Raw genomic sequence first — 18157 nt, forward strand, 5'->3', positions numbered from 1 at the left:
GAACAAGTTTGTCACTTCGTTTGAAGCAACTTTACTAGTATAGTAAACCAAGTTGTTAAAGTCAACAACTATTTGTTTGTTGTTCATCGCCTCAGTGACGACTTTTCATATATTACAGGATATTAAATGATTGGTCAATACTTTTTGTAATATAATTTTAAAATAGGCTTTGTTAATTTTTATTGCTGATTTGAACATGTGTTTTTACCATTGGGTTCTTAATGCATAAAGCTGATGAAAAAGCATTTGCATAGGTTTTTCATTTATTAAATCGACAACTATTTTTACAAGAGCCCTTGTTGAATCACAATTTTTTGACAATCTAAAATTGAATTCAAGTAGGGCTCCACTCTCTCCCTAAGGAATTAATAAAATTTTTCCTGTGCTCTTGCGGCTTTCTAAATAACGGTGAGCTTCTTGTCCATCACGCAGCGCAAATTCCGTTGGCTTGGCTGCCATTACTTTTCCCTCTTCCATCCACTGGAATAGCTCGATTGCACGGGCTACTCGTTCTTTTCGAGAAGTAAGAACATTCCAAAGATCCCCGCCAGTCAAGGTTTTGGAGGTATCCATTAACATTCTTGGGTCAACAAAATCCGGGTCTCCTCCAGCCATACCGTAGAATACAACGGTTCCGCCGATGCGTGTCACCTTAAAGCTATCTTGGAGTGTTGCACCAACTGATTCATAGACAACATCGACTCCTTTGCCCTCCGTTTCCCCTAGCACTTTACTCTGCCAATCATCATTGTACAAGAAGACTTTATCCGCCCCTGCTTTCGTAGCAGCTTCTGCTTTTTCAACGGATGAAGTTAAGCCAATTACCCTACCTCTAAATAATTTTAGGATTTGGACGAGTAGCTGACCAACACCGCCGGCTGCTGCATGAACTAGGGCAACATCGTTCTCTTTCACAGTGTAACTATCCCGTGTTAAATAATGGGCAGTCAATCCTTGTAGTAATATAGAGGCTGCCTCTGAAAACGAGATTGTTTCTAGTAGTGGTATCGCTTTTTCGGTTGGAACTGCCACCAGCTCAGCATTCGCATATGGTACGTCGGCGAATGCAATCCGGTCTCCAACACTTATGCCTTGAACATCCGCTCCCACCTTTTCTACAATCCCCGCACCCTCATAACCCAGAATATATGGAGGCTTACCTTCAAGATGATAATTTCCTTTTCTTCTATATATATCAGCAAAATTCAAGCCAATCGCTTTCATCCTTACCAGAATTTCATCTGGCCTGATAACAGGATTGGCGATTTCGCCATATTCCAGTACTTCAGGCCCGCCGAATGTATTTATCACAAGTGCTTTCACATGGATCACCTCATCTTTTCTAAAATTTTACTCTAAATAAAATTGGCACACATCCAAAAATACACAATTAAAATTCGCATTGAAGTTTTCACCGACATGAATATTGTATCCATAATCAACCTCTAGTGTTGGCATTATGTAAAGATTTTTACCCGTCGATCCAAGTATCCTTTTTAAAAGTTCCTGACGTAATTCCAAATCATTTTCCGTTGTTTGATTATATAATCTCGTTAAACTTCCAGCCTCTTTCTTTCCGCTGCTAGCACTGAATTAGCGGCATCATATAATTCTCCACTTCATGCTTTATTTTTTATTGAAACCACCAGAAACCATTTAACATTTCAAAAAGGTCACTTTGATGCGTTCCACTCAGGTTTACTAAAAAAGGGGTTTCCCCTCTTTCTTTTAAAGCCTTCTCAGCGGGTCCCTCCCCAAGCGGTGTATAGAACATTAACATCACGCCCTGCAATTCCAGTTTTCTGCAGCGGGCATTGAGAGTTCGATCTATAAACTCCTCACCTGGGTTAAGTTTAAACAATTTCCCCCACTTTGTTATCGTTTGGTCTAAGTTATTCACAACAATTCCCACGCTCTCAAACTGGGTTGTGCCTATCACTCCTTGCTCCTCTAATTCTAAAAGACGTTCTTTATCTGGCTTTTCCCATTGAATAAAAAACGGCAGGGTCAGCTCTTTGTCCTTGTTTTCAGGGAATAGCAGCGACCACCTGATTATTTGCCCATCTGCCCGAATCCGTTCGCCAGGGAGTGGACCATAAACTTGATACCCTTCTTCTCTAAGGGTTATGGCTAATTGTTTAATACCATCGGTACGAATAGCTATTCTAGCAGGACCTTCCTGCTTTCCTGTTGATAGCTGCTCAACGATTTGCGTAATCAGCCGGTTATCATCTTGTTGCTCTGCCATCGATAAATTTTCAATTCCCAAGAACTCAATATAACTTAAACCAAAATAAGCCAGGGTATTATAGGTTCCCCAAAATTCATGACGACCGCCCATGACGGCATGGATTCCTTTTTGTTCTAAAAAGGAAATTGCCTTCTCAGGCTTCTTAGAAAAACAAACTAGGTGATCAAAGGAAAATTGCATGTTGTTTCTCTCCTTCCGAATACAGTTTTTGAATCGGGACTAAATGAAGATATTCAGGTCAATTGCTCCACGCCTGCATAAGTCCGGCTTAAAGCAAATATGATAAAAATAAGAATCCTAAAAAAGGGGTCGATAAAGAATGAAAATTTTTAATAAGATCGCTTTATTTTTTGTGGTATTGTTTTCTGTTTCCATTATAATAAATACTTATTTAGGTGAAAATGAACGGGTCCAATCCAATGTTATTTACTTCTTTTTGAACGGGTTCGCCTACATTGTTTCCGCATTGGAAGTTGAAAAAGAAAAACAGATTTTAGAAGGCTTAAATACTTGATTTTTCAAAAAGATATCTATTTTGATCCAGGGAACAGTGATGTCACTGTTCTCTTTGTTTACTCCGATCTGCGGTAATGGTTGGATTCATGGCTAAATATACTATAATCTATTTAACGATATTTTTCTTTTAAAAAGGTGATGGTATGACAAATATTAGAGATTTTGCAAAAATGGCAGGTGTTATTCAGAGGGAAATAACTATTGATTCTTATGTATGCAACATGGTTTCCCCTTGTCATTTACCCGGTTTTCACATTTGATATTGTACGAAGAATAGTAAAGATAAATCGAACACTTTTAGCTAAATAGCCGGTTTTGTTAAAATTCCCAATCATATAAACATCCATATCTGGGTGGTAAAGCATAAAGGATCCTATCGAGCCTAAATGCCCCCATCCATTATATTTTTTGATAACTGGGAGCATCCGAACCCTCATAAGCCCATAACCGTAATCAACACCTATCCACATCTTCTTCCACTGCATCATTTTCACAAGAGATTCATTGGGAATCAGTTGATTTCCTACTAAGGCTTTCATAAACTTTAATAAATCTTCAGATGTGCTCACCGTTTGCCCTCCGGCATAAATGCTACTGAAACTGTGGTGATCTTCCACTTTTATTTCCTTGTCTATTGCGGTAAGGTTTGCCACAGGATAACTACTTTGCACCAATGGCTCCGAGTATTGAGACAAATAAGTATGATTCATATTTAGTGTTTGAAAAATATATTTATGAAGCACCTCGTAATAAGATTTTGAGGTAACATTTTCGATAACCAGTCCTAAAAGATTATAACCTGTATTTGTGTAATGGCACTTTTTCCCCGGTGGGAAACGAGGGCTCATATTCTGTTTGGTCCACTGTATTGTCTCTTCCGGCGTCCAATAACGTGAAGGCTCGTCAAGCATTAGTTTCAAAAACGGTTTACCCTGGTTAGGTTTATCCTCATAAAAATCCGCTAATCCTGATGAATTACTTAATAAATGTTCAATACAGATATCCTTTGAGTAGTCTCTACCTTTATAACTATGTAAGTCCTTCATTAGGTCCGCTGGCAAATACTTTACGATTGGATCTTTATAGCTAATTTTCCCTTCTTCGACTAACATGGCAACAATCAGTGCGGTGAAAGTTTTACCAATGCTTGCCGTATGATAAGGCTGCTCCATATTCGCAGGTATATCGCCTGTTGTTCCGTGGGCCATATTCCAATGTATATTAAGTTTTTCCGAATGGATTAGCAAAAAAGCATTAAGAAGCTTTGGATTGGCATCCACACTTTTTTTCAGCTTTGCTTCAATTGTAAATTTAGCTTCATCTAGTTTCATAACTATCCCCCGCCAATATATTTACTTTCCTCTTTAAGGATATTAATTACTCGATTGATTAATTACTAGAAAAAGGTGCCTGACACCAGTATGTTATTGCTGTGTCAGGCACCTTTTTAAAATAAAAGCCTATTTGTCCAGCATTTGAAGTATAATGAACCATATTCAGATTATGCATATGATATTTCTTTGCGAGAAATCCTATAGATATGTCGAATAATACAAAAAATGAGGTTATTACATGAGTGAAATAAGTTTTGAAGATTATCATTTAAGCGCAGAAATAAAAAGAGCCCTTTCTGTGTTAAAATACGAAACTCCGACAGAGGTTCAGACGAAAGTCATCCCCTTGGCATTAGAAAATCAAGATCTTGTCGTAAAATCACAAACAGGCAGCGGCAAGACAGCCTCTTTTGGGATTCCTATTTGTGAAATGATGGCGTGGGAGGAAAAAAGGCCACAGGCCCTAATTCTTACACCAACAAGGGAGCTTGCCGTTCAAGTTCGTGAGGATATCACGAATATTGGCCGGTTTAAACGGATTAAGGCGATGGCCGTTTATGGAAAGGAACCTTTTTCGAAGCAAAGAGAAGAGCTCCAGCAAAAAACACATGTGGTCGTTGGTACACCCGGACGTGTCATCGATCATATTGAAAGAGAAACGCTAGTTTTAGACAAGGTAAAGTATTTGATCATCGATGAAGCGGATGAAATGCTTAATATGGGGTTTATCGACGAAGTGGAAGCGATTATTAAAGAGCTTCCTCTAGACAGAGTAACGATGGTCTTTTCTGCTACGTTGCCAAAGGATGTGGAAACTCTCTGTCATAAATATATGAAGAATCCTGTTCATATCGAGATTGCCGCTTCAGGGGTCACGACGGATACCATTGAGCATCGGTTAATCGAAGGGAAAGAAGAAGATAAGCTATCACTTCTTAAAGACGTTACCGTCGTTGAAAACCCCGACAGCTGTCTTATTTTTTGCCGAACGAAGGAACATGTCGATACGGTCTACACCGAATTAGAAGCAGCAAATTATTCCTGCGAAAGGCTCCATGGCGGGTTAGAACAGCAGGACCGATTTGCCGTTATGGATGGTTTCAAACAAGGGAATTTCCGTTATCTTGTCGCCACCGATGTTGCTGCAAGGGGAATTGATATTGATAATGTTACACTCGTTATCAACTATGACGTGCCAATGGAAAAAGAAAGCTATGTCCACCGCACAGGAAGAACCGGTCGTGCTGGCAATAAAGGAACAGCGATTACGTTTGCGACGCCATATGAAGGGAAATTCGTGAAGGCAATTGAAAGATACATTGGCTTTGAGATCCCTAAAACAGAAGCACCTCGGACGCAGGAAGTTGCGCGCGGAAAAGAAGCGTTCGAAGAGAAACTCGGCGGCCGCCGTGTTGTGAAGAATAATAAAACAGCCCGCATCAACCAGGATATCTTGAAGCTCCATTTCAACGGCGGGAAAAAGAAGAAAATTCGTGCAGTCGATTTTGTAGGAACAATCGCAAAGATCCCTGGCGTAACAGCAGAAGATATCGGTATTATCACCATCCAGGATCAAATGTCCTATGTTGATATTCTTAATGGCAAGGGCTCGCTCGTCTTACAAGCGATGGAGAATGCAACGATTAAAGGAAAGAAGCTGAAAGTCAGCAAGGCACTTAAATAGGTGCCTGGCACCACCCGGAATTTGTCGAAAAAAGGCGAACAGTGCCACTGTTCGCCTTTTTCTACCTTCATCTTTTATCCTACAAGAAATGGTTAGACAACTAATCGAATCTGATTTCCAGAGGGATCTTTCGTAACATAATAATCAGTCTCAGCCATTATCGGTGCACCTAAAAGCTCCAGTTGTTTCATTACATTTTCTCTGGTTTCCTCATCCGGGAATACAAGTGTATACCAATGTAAACCGACGCTGTTCTGCGGTGGTGTTGGTGCCCCTACGCCCTGCCATGTATTGATGGCAATATGATGATGATAACCTCCGGTGGAAAGGAAAGCCGCCTGAGGATAATAACTAACAATATTTAAACCAAGCCCTTTTGTGTAAAATTCTTCTGCATTTTTAAGATCAGCTACGTGCAGATGAATATGGCCCATCACCGTTCCAGCAGGAAGACCATTCCATTCCGCATCACTCTCCGCCAAAATACCTTGCGCATCTAACTGTTCCGTAGCCATTTCTACCAAATCATTCTTCCACGTCCACTCAGCAGCCGGACGATCTCGATATACCTCAATCCCATTGCCGTCCGGATCTGTGATATATAACGCTTCACTTACATAATGGTCTGCTGCTCCTAAAGGGTAGCCCGTTTGAACCATATGCCGCAAAAAGACGGATAAATCTGCACGGGTTGGCAGTAACAGGGCAAAATGATACAAGCCAGACGTACGATCAGCCTTCGGTATTACATCAACAGGCTCCTCAAGTGTTACTAACGGGGTTTTCCCGTCTGTCATTAAGACCGCTTTACGATCTGATTTCTCCAATACTTGAAAGCCAATGACATTTTGATAAAAAGTTACCGCATTAGCTAAGTCCTTAACCTTTATATTGACCTCTCCGACATATATATTTGGTTTCTGATGAAAGTTCTCCATTATGTTCTTTTCCCCTTCGTTTCTATCTGAATTCAGTACAGCTTTTATTATTCCCAATTCTATTGGGGTTATTTTTCTTCATTTTTTATTCGTTCAAACACTACTCTACGAAAAGCCTTGCCCCCAAAAAGTGTATCTTAAATATATCTCAACTTCAATTATTTTAAATTGGAAGTATCTTAAAATTGAAAGAGGATTTAGAAGAAAAAGTATGTATTTCAGTCCCATAACATTACACAAAGTGGAAGTGAATGCCATATACAAAAAGAATGAATGATATGAGAAAGTTCGGTAAAAGATAAAATGAACATTTTATCCCGAGGAGTTCTTTTATGAAACAACCTGCCTTTCCTAATGATAAAAATGAGCAGTCCACTGCTAATAAAATTTCTACCTTCGATACCCGGGTAGAATTTATTAAGAGTTCTTTCGGCCATGCCGAGGACTTACTTATGACCCCTATTATATATAAAGAGGAGAAAGGGGTTATATTTTATTTAGCCACACTATCTGATTCGGAAAAAATCCAAAATAGCATCTTATTTCCTCTAATTAAATATCACTCATTAGACTTTGGGGACATTCCGTATACAGTTGGGGTCCAGAGTAAATTAAACTTAAACGATTCCATTAATGCCCTTTTACAAGGAAATTCAGTCGTGATTATCCAAGGAAGCGAAGACATTTTTTCATTTAATACGGTTAAGGACCTATCCCGTAGTCCCAAAGAACCTGATAGTGAAAAAACAGTAAGAGGATCGCACATAGGTTTTGTTGAAAGCCTATCAACAAATTTAGGTTTTATCAGACAAAGTATTGAGAGTACACACCTTAAAATTATTTACCACCAGGCTGGTCAATACACTAATACAAAAATTGCCATTGTCTATATTGATGGAATAGCTAACCCTAATCTTGTAAGGAGAGTAGAAGAAAGAATTCAAACCCTTTTCACAGATATGATTTTTAGCCCTGGGTACTTAGAAGAGTTGGTAGAGGATACGCCATTATCTCCATTTCCACATATACTCTACACGGAAAGACCTGATCGGACGATTGCCCAATTAATGGAGGGTAGAATCGCATTAATGTCTGAGGGAAGTTCTGATGTTCTTATTCTTCCAGTATCCTTTTTTTCCTTCTTTCAAACAACGGATGACTACAATAGTCGTATTATAACAGGTTCTTTTTTTCGTTTTTTAAGAGTATCCAGTTTTCTTATCTCCCTTCTTTTACCTTGTTTGTATATTGCCATAATCGCATTCCATTTCGAAATTATACCTAATGAAATTTTAGTTCCTGTTAAAAACTCTGTAGAGAACATTCCCTTTCCACCTTTAATTGAAGCGGTAATTATGGCGTTTACAATCGAATTAATTCGTGAGGCAGGAATTCGCCTTCCAACGCCAATTGGGCAAACGATTGGTATTGTCGGTGGTCTAATCATCGGGGATGCTATTGTCGCTGCAGGATTAGTATCGAATATTATGGTGATTGTGATTGCCCTTACTGCTATTTCTTCGTTTACGATTGCATCCTATGAAATGAGTAATACTGTCCGTATTTTAACCTTTCCACTTATGGTTTCTGCCGCTAGCTTTGGGTTCGTCGGAATTATTTTCTCTTTAATGTTTATCGTAGGCCATCTTTGCAAACTGGAGTCACTGGGAACGCCATATTTTACCCCCATTGCCCCCTTTAATTTACAAGGAATGAAAGATGCAATCGTTCGATTTCCAATTTGGATGTTAAAGGACCGACCAAAAGAGCTACTTGTTAGAAATAAAAAACGACTAAATCAACCAAGAAGATGGGAAAAAAATGAAAAATGAAAACCAAATAAGCAAGCTCCAGATGATAACCTTTATAATACAGACCCAAATTGGCGTGGCCTTCCTCTCACTACCTTATGAAATTCACAAATTTGCTAAAGGAGATAGTTGGATTTCACTTATACTTACAGGTTTTTTTATGGAGGTTCTTGTTATTTTTTATCTAGTTTTATGTAACCGATTCCCCAAACAGCATTTCTTTCAAATCCTAGAATCGATTTTGGGTAAGGTACTTGGAAAATGTTTTACCTTTTTTTATACGGGTTATTTTTTATTAACCGGCTCAACCATTCTCGTTTTATTTGTGTATATATTAAAAAGATGGATGCTCCCGTACACTCCCTATTGGGTCCTCCTTTTTTTGATGGTTTCCATCGGAATCTACATTGCCATAGAAAATTTGAGTATCATCGCAAGGTTTTACTTTATAGCGTCTTTTATTTTGATTCTGTTTATTGTCATCGCGCCTATTGCCTTTAGAGATGTAAATATTCATTATATTATGCCTATTGGTCATTCAGGGGTGATGAATATGGTAAAGGGAGCTACTCATGCCACATTAGCCTGGCAAGGAATTGAGATTATTCTTTTACTATCTCCTAATGTTAAAGCAACTAGAAAGGAAAGGGTAAAAGCAGTTACCTTCGCAAACTTGTTTATCACCCTTTTTTACTCATTCCTTACATTTATTTGCTTAATCTACTTCAGTAAGGAAGAAATAAGATTATTACCACAGCCTGTCCTTTTTCTGTTAAAGTCTTTTTCTTTTAAAATCATTGAAAGGCCTGATTTAGTTCTTGTTTCATTTTGGATTATTTTAGTAGGCACATCGTTTATAAGCTATCTTTATAGTGCATCGTTAGCAGGTGCTTTTCTGATTAAGAAATGGACAAGGAAGTCTTTGGTTTATTTATCTGCCTTTATTTGCTTTTTCTTTGCCATATTTTTTAATGGTGAAAATGAAATTATTAAATTAACGAAGTATACTACCTACACTGGTTTACTTTTCATGATAGCCATACCTGTGTTTCTTTTAATTTTATCCTTACTATTTAGAAAACGGCAGAAGGGTGAAGTCAATGCGGAGAACGATTGAGCGGTTAGTTTTATTCATGTGTATCCCATTTTTTTTAACCGGTTGTTGGGATCAGCGGCTACTAAAAGAGCAAAAATTAATCTTGCTGGTCGGGTACGATGTCAATTCTAAGGGAAATGTAGTTGCTAGTACCTCGTACCCCATCAGCAAAGGAGGCTCTAGAGATTCTAATTCTTCTTCTTTTTCGAAAAGCACGATTCTTACTACAAATGGGGAAACAGCATTAGATACACTCCTACATGCCGACCTAAATATCTCAGAAAGAATTGACATTTCTAAAGCTCATGTTATTCTTTTCGGGGAAAAGATAGCTAAAAAGGGACTCTATCAGGAGCTCGATCATATTTATCGGAATCCAAAAGGTGCTCTTAGTGCAAAAGTGGCCATTATTGAAGGAAAAGCAATAGATGCCATTCGATTAAAGCAGGAAGAAGCAGATTTAAACGGGCGTTACTATGATGAATTCTTAAAAAGTGGAGAATCAACAGGCTTTTATACAGATTATAATGTTCAGTCAGTCTTTCCATTGTTGCTTAATCATACAAAGGATCCAATGTTACCACTTCTAAATATTCATAGTGAGAAGCATCGAGCACGTACGGTGGGTATGGCACTGTTTAATAATGAAAAAATGACAGGGAAACTAAACACTACAGAAGCAAAAATGTTTTTACTACTTAATGGAACTAAAAAACGGAAAGTTTCATTTTTGATAAAAACTAAGAATCATGATAAAAAGAAGCAAAAGAATTTTGTGATTATTGAAATTCTCAATGCTCGTCAAAAGACGAAATTACAGGTGAAAAATGATGCAGTTACAGCACTTTTATCTGTAAAACTTCAATATAGAATTACAGAATATCCAAAAAATCATATAACCAGTCCTATTCTTTTTAATAGGCTGCAAAAAGAAATAAAGAATCGTTTAACCAAGACTGCGGAAAAAACGATAACAAAATTACAGAAAGCGAATTGTGACGGGTTTGGAATAGAAGAGGAAATCATGGTCCATCATAATCAACTGTGGGAGAAAAAGTACAAAAATACAGCCCTAAGAGATATTCCTATAAAGGCAAATATTCAATTGGAGCTTATTAATTCCGGAATCATTAATTAACTGAACCAGACACCCCCATTGAAAGAAGCCATGTTACCCAATGCTAGCTTTGGCTTTGCTGAAAGTGCCTGACCCCCAATCCATTGACTCATCGGGTGTCAGGCACCTTTGTCTAGTTTATTCCACATGTTCATGTAATGTAACATTTTCAATGTAGTTTATAAATCTTCTTAATTCCCTAGCTTGTTCTCTGTCGATGTCGCCGGATTCATACATTTTGTGAATTTCCGAACGTTCTAAATCCATTACCTTCAGGCGTAGTTCTTCTTTTTGCTCATCACTTTTTTCATTATAGCGTGCAGTGGGTCTTTTTAATCGACTAATCATTCGTTTATAATCTGAAATCACTGCATAAACAATATCTGCCCTTTTATGTTCTTTAGCCAGACCTTCTAAACTTTCAAGTGCAGCCTGTAACGACTTTAATTGGATCACCCTCCCTAATTTCAATTTCGCTATTCTGGTTTCCGTATCCTTACGATAATAGCCCCTAAAGCGCCTCCAGCTTCTTATCACCTTTCCAATCAAGAAGATCGCGCCGGAACGAACGTTGTTTGAGAGAGCCTCTTCTCGAAGATCAAGAGATTTTTCGAACAATTCAAAAACCTCTTCATCCATCCCACTTTTCTCCATGACATTATGGATATACTTTCTTTCCACTTTTAAAGCAAATAATCGAATTTCTGATATCTTTTGTTGATAAACAAGGGTGCCTTGTTCCAGCAAATTTTGTTCAGGTTGGATTCGATGAAACATGATCTTATATTCATCAATTAATTCATAGGCTGCGGCTTCATTTTCTCCATTCATTTCTGACCTAATCTTTTTAATCGCTGTCAGCAGAATTCTTCTCTTTGCTTCTTTTAGATTCAGTTTATTCCCTGTTTCTTTTTCAACGGTATCTCCTTTACTTAAAAAAGGTAGAAACAGGGTTGCCACTATTAATGTAAAAAGAATAACACCCGCTGCGATAAAAAGGATTAATGAACGTTCTGGGAACGCCTTTCCACCTGTTACTATGTAAGGAATTGAAAGAACCCCCGCCATTGTCACGGCACCGCGAACACCCGTTAAACTAATTAACAAAGATGTTTTTAAGTTGGGGCCTTCCGCATCTTTAGTTTTACCAGAGCGGTATTCATAATAAGAAGAAAAGTATGACCAAGCAAAGCGAATTCCCAAAATAATTAACCCGATGGCAAACACATACCCAATAATTAACCAATTCCCATAGTTAGGATTAGCTACTGATTCCTTCATTGATGAAGGAATGTTTAATCCGAGAAGTAAAAAAACAATTCCGTTTAAAACAAATAAAACAATCGACCAGATGTTTTCCGTAAGAACCTGCTCCTCGGCTAACATGGTTTCCGTTCTTTCTTTTACTAAGGAATGAACAATACCAGCAACAACAACTGCAATAACACCAGAGGCATGCAAAAGTTCTTCTGTAATCATAAAAATAACAAACGGTGTCAAAATTTGTAAAAACGAATGAAAGGTCACATCATTTATCCCTTGCTTTCGTAAGGTAAATCGTATCCATGTCACAAGTAAACCAAGAAGAAGGCCAAGTACTGCGCCGGCTAAAAACATATATGTAAAGTTAAAGATGGCTTCTCGTAATGAAAAATAACCTGTTACTACTGCTGCAACGGCATAGTTAAAGGCAACCAAACCGGAGGCATCATTGATGAGCGATTCACCTCTAACAAGATTCAATACCTTTTCAGGAATATGAATGCGTTTGGCAATTCCATTTACTGCCACAGGATCTGTTGGGGATAAAATGGCGGCTAAAGCAAAGGCGGCCGCAAGAGGAATATCCGGTATCATCCAATGAATAAAATACCCTCCGCCAATGGTTGTTAATAGAACCAGGATAATAGCATTACCAAAGATTGGTGCTCGCATCTTCCATAATTCTTCACGAGGAAAATGTCTCCCATCATTGTATAAAAGTGGTGCGACAAAGAGAAGCAAAAACCATTCCGTTTCGATTTCGAGTGAAAAATCCTTAAACACAAGTGCAAGAATGATCCCAAAAGCGATTTGGGTCAGTGCCGTCGGAATAGATGGAATGTAATGGCTAATGATATTTGAAACCAATAAACAAATCAGCAATAATAATACGGTCATCAATAAATCCATTTAACCTCTCCCTTCTGAAGCGCTAATTTTAGTATTCCATATTTACATTTCGAATATTTAGGTTAGAGAAAATCCGATTGAACACCTTTAGATGTGTTCACCAATCGGATTGTGAAAACCTTTTTTCCGTTGTATAAGGAAGGTCTAACACTCTTCAACTGTTGCGATATAGGGTAAATTCCGATACATTTGTGCGTAATCAATCCCATAGCCCACAATGAATTCATCTGGGATAACAAAGCCAACATAATCAACAGGCAATTCCACTCTTCTTCTTTCAGGCTTATCTAAAAGAGTGCAAATTTTAATTTGTTTCGGCTTATGCATTTTCAAATGATCCCGCAAAAAATGTAAGGTTAGTCCGCTGTCGATAATATCCTCAACCACGATTACATTTTGATTCGTAATATCCGTTTCAATGTCCTTCAACAGCTTTACTTTTCCCGTCGTCTCTGTCTGGTCGCTATAGCTGGAAACCGAGATGAAATCGACCTTAATATCTCCCTGCATCTCACGAATCAAGTCGGCCGCGAAGACAAAAGAGCCCTTAAGAACAATGATTAAGGAAATCGCTTCATTGTTAAAGTCCTTTTCAATTTCCTCTGCCAGCCTTTTCACTCTTTGCTTAATTTCCATTTCCGAAATCAACCTATCTTTAATTCTGTACGCCACGACTCATCCCTTCCTTCCATTTGAATAAAGAATGCAGATTAATTTTACCCTATTTGCATCTCTCTATCCATTAGGGTGCCTGTCACCACCCGAATTTTGTCGAAAGAAAGGGGTTGGAGAGATTAAAAACCTTACATTGATAAAGTTAACCCAATCAGATATATTCCTTTACCGGTACCTTGCAATAAACAATACCTGGTGATATATTATATTGAGTGGTACTATTTTAAAACAGGTATCATACAATAAACAGTAGCGAAAATGAAAGAATGAGGTGACGAAAGCCTTGAACGTACAGTTTAAAAAAGGGGTCTTAGAGCTTTGTGTTCTCGTATTATTGGATAAGCAAGACCGATACGGTTATGAGCTTGTACAAAAAATCTCTGATCAAATAGAAATCTCAGAAGGCTCCGTTTATCCGCTTTTAAGAAGATTAACGAATGAAGAATACTTCACCACATACTTAAAGGAATCTTCAGAGGGTCCGCCGCGTAAGTATTACAAGTTAACAATTAAAGGGAGAACGTATCTTCACGAGCTAATCAAGGAGTGGCAGGAATTTGCTAATGGGGTTAATCAATTAATAAAAGAAGGTGTGAACGTTGACTAAAGAACAATTTTTAAAACAATTGGATTCAGCTTTAAGCAGGCTTTCTACAGTTGAACGGCAAGATATTTTACAAGATTATATCGAGCATTTCGACATTGGTTTGGAAGAAGGGAAAACGGAAGTGCAAATCGCAGCATCCCTTGGTTCTCCCAACCAAATCGCAAAAGAATTACTTGCCTCGTATCATCTAGAGAAAGTAGAAACAACGGCATCGGCGGGGAATATTTTTAGAGCCGTTTGGGCAGCGATTGGTTTAGGCTTTTTTAATTTAGTGATTGTCCTTGGACCATTTGTGGCATTATTAGGAGTCTTTGTTGCAGGCTGGGCAACAGGGGCAGCATTTATTTGTTCCCCTCTGCTCGTATTAGTCAACGCCGTCATAAACCCAGATACCTTTCTACTATTCGATGTATTCATCTCGATGGCACTTTGCGGGATTGGCCTTTTTATTGCCATTGGTATGTACTTTGCAACAAAGGCACTTACACGTGGTTTTGTTCGGTATTTGAAATTTAATGTAACACTTGTGAAGGGTGGTTTGAAACGTGACTAAAATCAAAATAATTGCTGTCGCAGCACTCCTTCTTTTATTAGTGGGTACTATCGGAAGCATTTTAACTTTTCGCTTAAATGACAAGCCTGTCTCCGTATTAGAGGAAAAAACCATTAATAAAAGTTTCACCGCTTTAAATATTAATACTGATAATGAAGCGGTGGAAATTATCCCTACCAAAGATGCAACAACTAAAGTGAAATTATCAGGAAAAAGATCACCTAATCTAAAGCAGATTTTCGAGGCTAAAGTGGAAGGGGAAACACTTGATATTAACCTTAAAGAGAAACAGATCAAATTTTTTAACTTTGACTTCCTTTCGACCTCATTGGTGTTAAAAGTATATGTCCCTGAAAAGCTGTACGAATCGATACAGATTGATAATGACAATGGGCACGTTCAAATGAGAAGTCTACATGTGAAAAATGTGAGGGCTAAAACAAACAATGGAAATATCGAGTTAAAAAATATAACTGCTGCGAATGTTGATATCCAATCAGATAATGGAACCATTCGCTTTAGCGGCGATATCACGGGAAAAGTTACTGGTGAAACAAACAACGGAAAAATCTTTCTTGATACACCAAGCATCGATCACCCTATTCAATTGGAGGCCGACAACGGTAGTATTACCATCCAAACAGATGAAGAACCAAGCAATGTAACCTATGATGTACATGTAGACAATGGAACTATTAACATCTTTAACAAATACACTAACGGAGCTGTCGTTGGCAATGGAGCTAACCTGATCAAACTAACAACCAATAATGGGAAAATCACTGTTAGGAAGTAGAAAAACCGGTGCCTGGCACCACCCGAATTTTGTCGAATAGTAAAGCTCCAGGCTAAATAATTGGCCTGAAGCTTTTTCTATATACTGATTTTATAATGACTAGATATCAATTAGAAGGCCGTTGTTATATATATTTCCTCAGCTGGTCTTTTATCTTTTCATCTGCAAAGCTTGCTTCAATGCTATTTAAATAAATTTGCTTATAGTCCTCTTCACTTAGTTTGAATTCATTAAATACGATAGTACATTCATTCGCCATTGTTGTATCTGATACCGTTCTGTTGTCGGTATTAACAGTTACCTTTATGCCATCCTGATGAAATTGATAGATTGGATGTTCACTAAATTGGTTAACTGCCTTGGTTTGGACATTACTTGTTGGACACATTTCAAGCACCACTTGTTTTTCCTTCACGATAGTATAAGCCTCATCACAGTCCTTAATAAATACGCCGTGCCCAATCCTTTCGGCACCTAACAGTTCTACTGCCTCAAGGACATTTTTTCCGATTCCTGTTTCACCTGCATGAATGGTGACTCTGTAGCCATACTCTCTAGCTAAAGCAATCGGCTCGACGAATTTCCCGCAAAACCCTTCCTCTTCTGATGCACATAAATCGATGGCAACAACCCCTTTTCCTAGGAAGTTCTTCCCCTTTTCGACCACCTCAAAAGCACTTTCTGCAGACATCGTTCTCATACATGACAGAATAATATTTCCTTTGATGTCGTACCCAGCTTCTGCATCCTTCATTCCATCTAGGACGCTTTGAATGATTTCAACTACGTCTAATCCCCCTGCCGTATGGAGCAGTGGAGCAAATCTTACTTCCATATACTTCACATTTTCCCGTGCTGCATCTTCAAAAAGCTCAAATGTAATTCTTCGAAGATTCTCCTTTGACTGCATGACTAAATTTGGAAGGGCGAATTTCTCCAAATATTCATCAAGTGATTCACAATCAATTGGAGCAATCAGCTCTCTTTGGATCTCTTCAATATTATAAGAAGGTATACTAATACCCTCCTTTCTTGCTATATCTATAATTGTAGCTGGACGCAGACTACCATCTAAATGACAGTGAAGTTCTATTTTTGGTAAGGTTGCAAAATTCATGTTGATGACCTCCGGATTTTTTTATTAAAGTAAAAAAAAAATTCCTGATTACGAAGAAAATACAAATGCATGTACCTTCTTCGTAATCAGGAATTATAGGTTCCTGGTAGAGACCTCCAAACCATATCATTGGAGTTATACGAAATCATTTATTAGATTACTGTTGTTTAAGGATAATAAATTTTACTTTCATTGTCAAGTAAGCAACAATGAAAAATGAACCTGCAACAATCGACAAATTCCTACAAACTTCGGGGCGTGCCAGGCACCTTAAAGGCACCTTAAATTTGTTTACTTCTTAACTGTCCGCAGGCGGCATCAATGTCCGTCCCATGTTCTTGGCGGATTTTGCAATTGATGCCTCGTTTTTTCAACGTATCATAAAACGATAATACCGATTCGTGTTCGCTTCTTTGATATTGACTATGTTCATCGACAGGATTATAAGGGATTAAGTTCACATAAACCTGCTGACCTAAATGTCCAAGGAGATCTGCCAGCTGCTCGGCTTCTTCCTTATGATCATTGACATCCCTTAGTAGAATATATTCAATAGTAATTCTACGGTTGGTCTTTTCTATATAATACTCCATTGATTTCATTAGTTTTTCGATTGGATACGCACGGTTTATTTTCATAATGCGTGTCCTGAGCTCATTATTTGGAGCGTGCAAGGAGATTGCCAGGTTTACCTGCAATTTGGTATCAGTAAATTCATAAATCTTTTCAGCGAGGCCGCTGGTCGATACAGTGATCCGTCTTGCCGCAATGGCAAGCCCCTTATCATCTTTGATTACCTTAATAAAGTCGATCATGTTTTCAAAATTATCAAAGGGTTCGCCAATCCCCATTACGACTACATGACTGACGATTTCTCCTTGTCCCATTTTATCCAGATGTAGTTGAACATTCATAATCTGCTCAACAATTTCTCCACTGGTTAAATCCCGGCTTTTCGCTAATAAGCCACTTGCACAAAAACTGCAGCCGATGTTACAGCCTACTTGCGTTGTGACACATACCGATAAGCCATATTTTTGTCTCATCAAAACGGTTTCAATCAAATTGCCATCCTGCAATTTGAACAAAAACTTTATCGTTCCATCCGCTGATTCTTGCTTTATATGCTGTTGTAAGGTCTGGATTGAAAAAGTCTCTGCTAACAATTGAACACATTCTTGATTCAGATCCGTCATGTCAGAGAATTCTGTTACACGCTTCCTATACAGCCAATCCCAGACTTGTGCTGCCCTTGACTTTTTGTGGCCATGTTCCAAAAGCCATGTTGTCAATTGATCTATTGTTAATCCATAAATGGACTCTTTAAACATATATTTTCCCTCTTTTCAAAAATTTCAATATCTACTCGTCAGTTTGCATTACCTATTGATTTTACTTCCTGAACTATTATAACAGAAAAAGATGCCCGACTCCCAATGTATTAATGCGTTAACGCATCGGGGGCCAGGCATCTGGAATTGTATGTTTTA

Annotated in this window: 16 protein-coding genes, 1 pseudogene and 1 riboswitch; of the genes and pseudogenes, 8 read left to right on the forward strand and 9 right to left on the reverse strand. The window is 38.2% G+C overall.

Features of this window, described 5'->3' with window-relative positions; all coding sequences use genetic code 11:
- Positions 1 to 357 precede the first annotated feature (357 nt).
- The 3 genes and pseudogenes from BSO02S_RS24015 to BSO02S_RS24020 form a co-directional block, all read right to left on the reverse strand.
- On the reverse strand, positions 358 to 1323 hold the full coding sequence (locus BSO02S_RS24015) for a quinone oxidoreductase family protein (RefSeq protein WP_066073852.1): 966 nt from the start codon (positions 1321 to 1323) through the stop codon (positions 358 to 360).
- Positions 1324 to 1350: 27 nt separating this feature from the next.
- Positions 1351 to 1524 (reverse strand): annotated as a pseudogene (locus BSO02S_RS26680) (acetyltransferase); the annotation flags it as partial.
- Positions 1525 to 1633: 109 nt separating this feature from the next.
- On the reverse strand, positions 1634 to 2431 hold the full coding sequence (locus BSO02S_RS24020) for a VOC family protein (RefSeq protein WP_066073855.1): 798 nt from the start codon (positions 2429 to 2431) through the stop codon (positions 1634 to 1636).
- A gap of 139 nt (positions 2432 to 2570) precedes the next feature.
- Here BSO02S_RS24020 and BSO02S_RS24025 point away from each other — a divergent pair, with 139 nt between their 5' ends.
- Positions 2571 to 2765: a hypothetical protein gene (locus tag BSO02S_RS24025; protein WP_066073858.1), complete on the forward strand. Its 195-nt coding sequence runs from the start codon at positions 2571 to 2573 to the stop codon at positions 2763 to 2765.
- A gap of 241 nt (positions 2766 to 3006) precedes the next feature.
- Here the strand turns inward: BSO02S_RS24025 and BSO02S_RS24030 are convergent, their stop codons facing one another.
- Entirely contained in the window at positions 3007 to 4098 is a 1092-nt protein-coding gene (locus tag BSO02S_RS24030) for a serine hydrolase domain-containing protein (RefSeq protein WP_066073861.1), read from the reverse strand.
- A 241-nt stretch (positions 4099 to 4339) separates the two neighbouring features.
- Here BSO02S_RS24030 and BSO02S_RS24035 point away from each other — a divergent pair, with 241 nt between their 5' ends.
- The gene (locus BSO02S_RS24035) at positions 4340 to 5785 is read left to right on the forward strand and encodes a DEAD/DEAH box helicase (RefSeq protein WP_066073864.1); all 1446 of its coding nucleotides are present in this window, start codon (positions 4340 to 4342) and stop codon (positions 5783 to 5785) included.
- 92 nt (positions 5786 to 5877) lie between these two features.
- Here the strand turns inward: BSO02S_RS24035 and BSO02S_RS24040 are convergent, their stop codons facing one another.
- Positions 5878 to 6723 (reverse strand): VOC family protein, encoded by an 846-nt coding sequence (locus BSO02S_RS24040; protein ID WP_066073867.1) that lies wholly within the window; start codon positions 6721 to 6723, stop codon positions 5878 to 5880.
- 332 nt (positions 6724 to 7055) lie between these two features.
- On the opposite strand from BSO02S_RS24040, the gene BSO02S_RS24045 reads away from it, so the two are divergent.
- The 3 genes from BSO02S_RS24045 to BSO02S_RS24055 are packed head-to-tail and all read left to right on the forward strand — an operon-like array spanning position 7056 to position 10768.
- Complete coding sequence (locus BSO02S_RS24045; RefSeq protein WP_066073870.1) at positions 7056 to 8555, forward strand: spore germination protein; 1500 nt, start codon at positions 7056 to 7058, stop codon at positions 8553 to 8555.
- Entirely contained in the window at positions 8545 to 9651 is a 1107-nt protein-coding gene (locus BSO02S_RS24050) for a GerAB/ArcD/ProY family transporter (RefSeq protein ID WP_066073873.1), read from the forward strand. The genes BSO02S_RS24045 and BSO02S_RS24050 overlap by 11 nt, the downstream gene beginning before the upstream one ends.
- The gene (locus BSO02S_RS24055; RefSeq protein WP_066073876.1) at positions 9635 to 10768 is read left to right on the forward strand and encodes a Ger(x)C family spore germination protein; all 1134 of its coding nucleotides are present in this window, start codon (positions 9635 to 9637) and stop codon (positions 10766 to 10768) included. The genes BSO02S_RS24050 and BSO02S_RS24055 overlap by 17 nt, the downstream gene beginning before the upstream one ends.
- A 117-nt stretch (positions 10769 to 10885) precedes the next feature.
- Here BSO02S_RS24055 and BSO02S_RS24060 read toward each other — a convergent pair whose 3' ends face one another.
- Both BSO02S_RS24060 and hpt read right to left on the reverse strand, forming a co-directional pair.
- Entirely contained in the window at positions 10886 to 12919 is a 2034-nt protein-coding gene (locus tag BSO02S_RS24060; protein ID WP_066073879.1) for a Na+/H+ antiporter, read from the reverse strand.
- Positions 12920 to 13063: 144 nt separating this feature from the next.
- A complete protein-coding gene (hpt, locus tag BSO02S_RS24065) occupies positions 13064 to 13591 on the reverse strand; it encodes a hypoxanthine phosphoribosyltransferase (protein WP_096190910.1) in 528 nt (175 codons plus the stop codon).
- A gap of 286 nt (positions 13592 to 13877) precedes the next feature.
- Between hpt and BSO02S_RS24070 the strand changes: the two genes are divergently transcribed.
- From BSO02S_RS24070 to BSO02S_RS24080, 3 genes are read left to right on the forward strand one after another with little or no spacing between them, the layout of a single operon-like run.
- On the forward strand, positions 13878 to 14201 hold the full coding sequence (locus BSO02S_RS24070; RefSeq protein WP_066073882.1) for a PadR family transcriptional regulator: 324 nt from the start codon (positions 13878 to 13880) through the stop codon (positions 14199 to 14201).
- Complete coding sequence (locus BSO02S_RS24075; RefSeq protein ID WP_066073885.1) at positions 14194 to 14754, forward strand: DUF1700 domain-containing protein; 561 nt, start codon at positions 14194 to 14196, stop codon at positions 14752 to 14754. Before BSO02S_RS24070 ends, BSO02S_RS24075 begins: the two co-directional genes overlap by 8 nt.
- A complete protein-coding gene (locus BSO02S_RS24080) occupies positions 14747 to 15550 on the forward strand; it encodes a DUF4097 family beta strand repeat-containing protein (RefSeq protein WP_066073887.1) in 804 nt (267 codons plus the stop codon). The genes BSO02S_RS24075 and BSO02S_RS24080 overlap by 8 nt, the downstream gene beginning before the upstream one ends.
- 124 nt (positions 15551 to 15674) lie before the next feature.
- On the opposite strand, the gene add is transcribed toward BSO02S_RS24080, so the two are convergent.
- Entirely contained in the window at positions 15675 to 16667 is a 993-nt protein-coding gene (gene add / locus BSO02S_RS24085) for an adenosine deaminase (RefSeq protein WP_066073890.1), read from the reverse strand.
- A 63-nt stretch (positions 16668 to 16730) separates the two neighbouring features.
- A riboswitch (purine riboswitch) is annotated at positions 16731 to 16830 on the reverse strand.
- 118 nt (positions 16831 to 16948) lie between these two features.
- Positions 16949 to 17998 (reverse strand): dual-specificity RNA methyltransferase RlmN, encoded by a 1050-nt coding sequence (gene rlmN / locus BSO02S_RS24090; RefSeq protein WP_066073892.1) that lies wholly within the window; start codon positions 17996 to 17998, stop codon positions 16949 to 16951.
- Between the last annotated feature and the right edge of the window lie 159 nt (positions 17999 to 18157).

The organism is Neobacillus soli NBRC 102451, assembly GCF_001591665.1.
Taxonomy (GTDB): Bacteria; Bacillota; Bacilli; order Bacillales; family Cytobacillaceae; genus Neobacillus; species Neobacillus soli.

Excerpts from the sequence above, each read along its gene's own strand:
- rlmN (WP_066073892.1), bottom strand. The coding sequence starts at position 17,998 with ATGTTTAAAGAGTCCATTTATGGATTAACAATAGATCAATTGACAACA.
- BSO02S_RS24040 (WP_066073867.1), bottom strand. The coding sequence starts at position 6,723 with ATGGAGAACTTTCATCAGAAACCAAATATATATGTCGGAGAGGTCAAT.
- add (WP_066073890.1), bottom strand. The coding sequence starts at position 16,667 with ATGAATTTTGCAACCTTACCAAAAATAGAACTTCACTGTCATTTAGAT.
- BSO02S_RS24020 (WP_066073855.1), bottom strand. The coding sequence starts at position 2,431 with ATGCAATTTTCCTTTGATCACCTAGTTTGTTTTTCTAAGAAGCCTGAG.
- BSO02S_RS24035 (WP_066073864.1), top strand. The coding sequence starts at position 4,340 with ATGAGTGAAATAAGTTTTGAAGATTATCATTTAAGCGCAGAAATAAAA.
- BSO02S_RS24030 (WP_066073861.1), bottom strand. The coding sequence starts at position 4,098 with ATGAAACTAGATGAAGCTAAATTTACAATTGAAGCAAAGCTGAAAAAA.
- BSO02S_RS24055 (WP_066073876.1), top strand. The coding sequence starts at position 9,635 with ATGCGGAGAACGATTGAGCGGTTAGTTTTATTCATGTGTATCCCATTT.
- BSO02S_RS24025 (WP_066073858.1), top strand. The coding sequence starts at position 2,571 with ATGAAAATTTTTAATAAGATCGCTTTATTTTTTGTGGTATTGTTTTCT.
- BSO02S_RS24050 (WP_066073873.1), top strand. The coding sequence starts at position 8,545 with ATGAAAAATGAAAACCAAATAAGCAAGCTCCAGATGATAACCTTTATA.
- BSO02S_RS24045 (WP_066073870.1), top strand. The coding sequence starts at position 7,056 with ATGAAACAACCTGCCTTTCCTAATGATAAAAATGAGCAGTCCACTGCT.
- BSO02S_RS24060 (WP_066073879.1), bottom strand. The coding sequence starts at position 12,919 with ATGGATTTATTGATGACCGTATTATTATTGCTGATTTGTTTATTGGTT.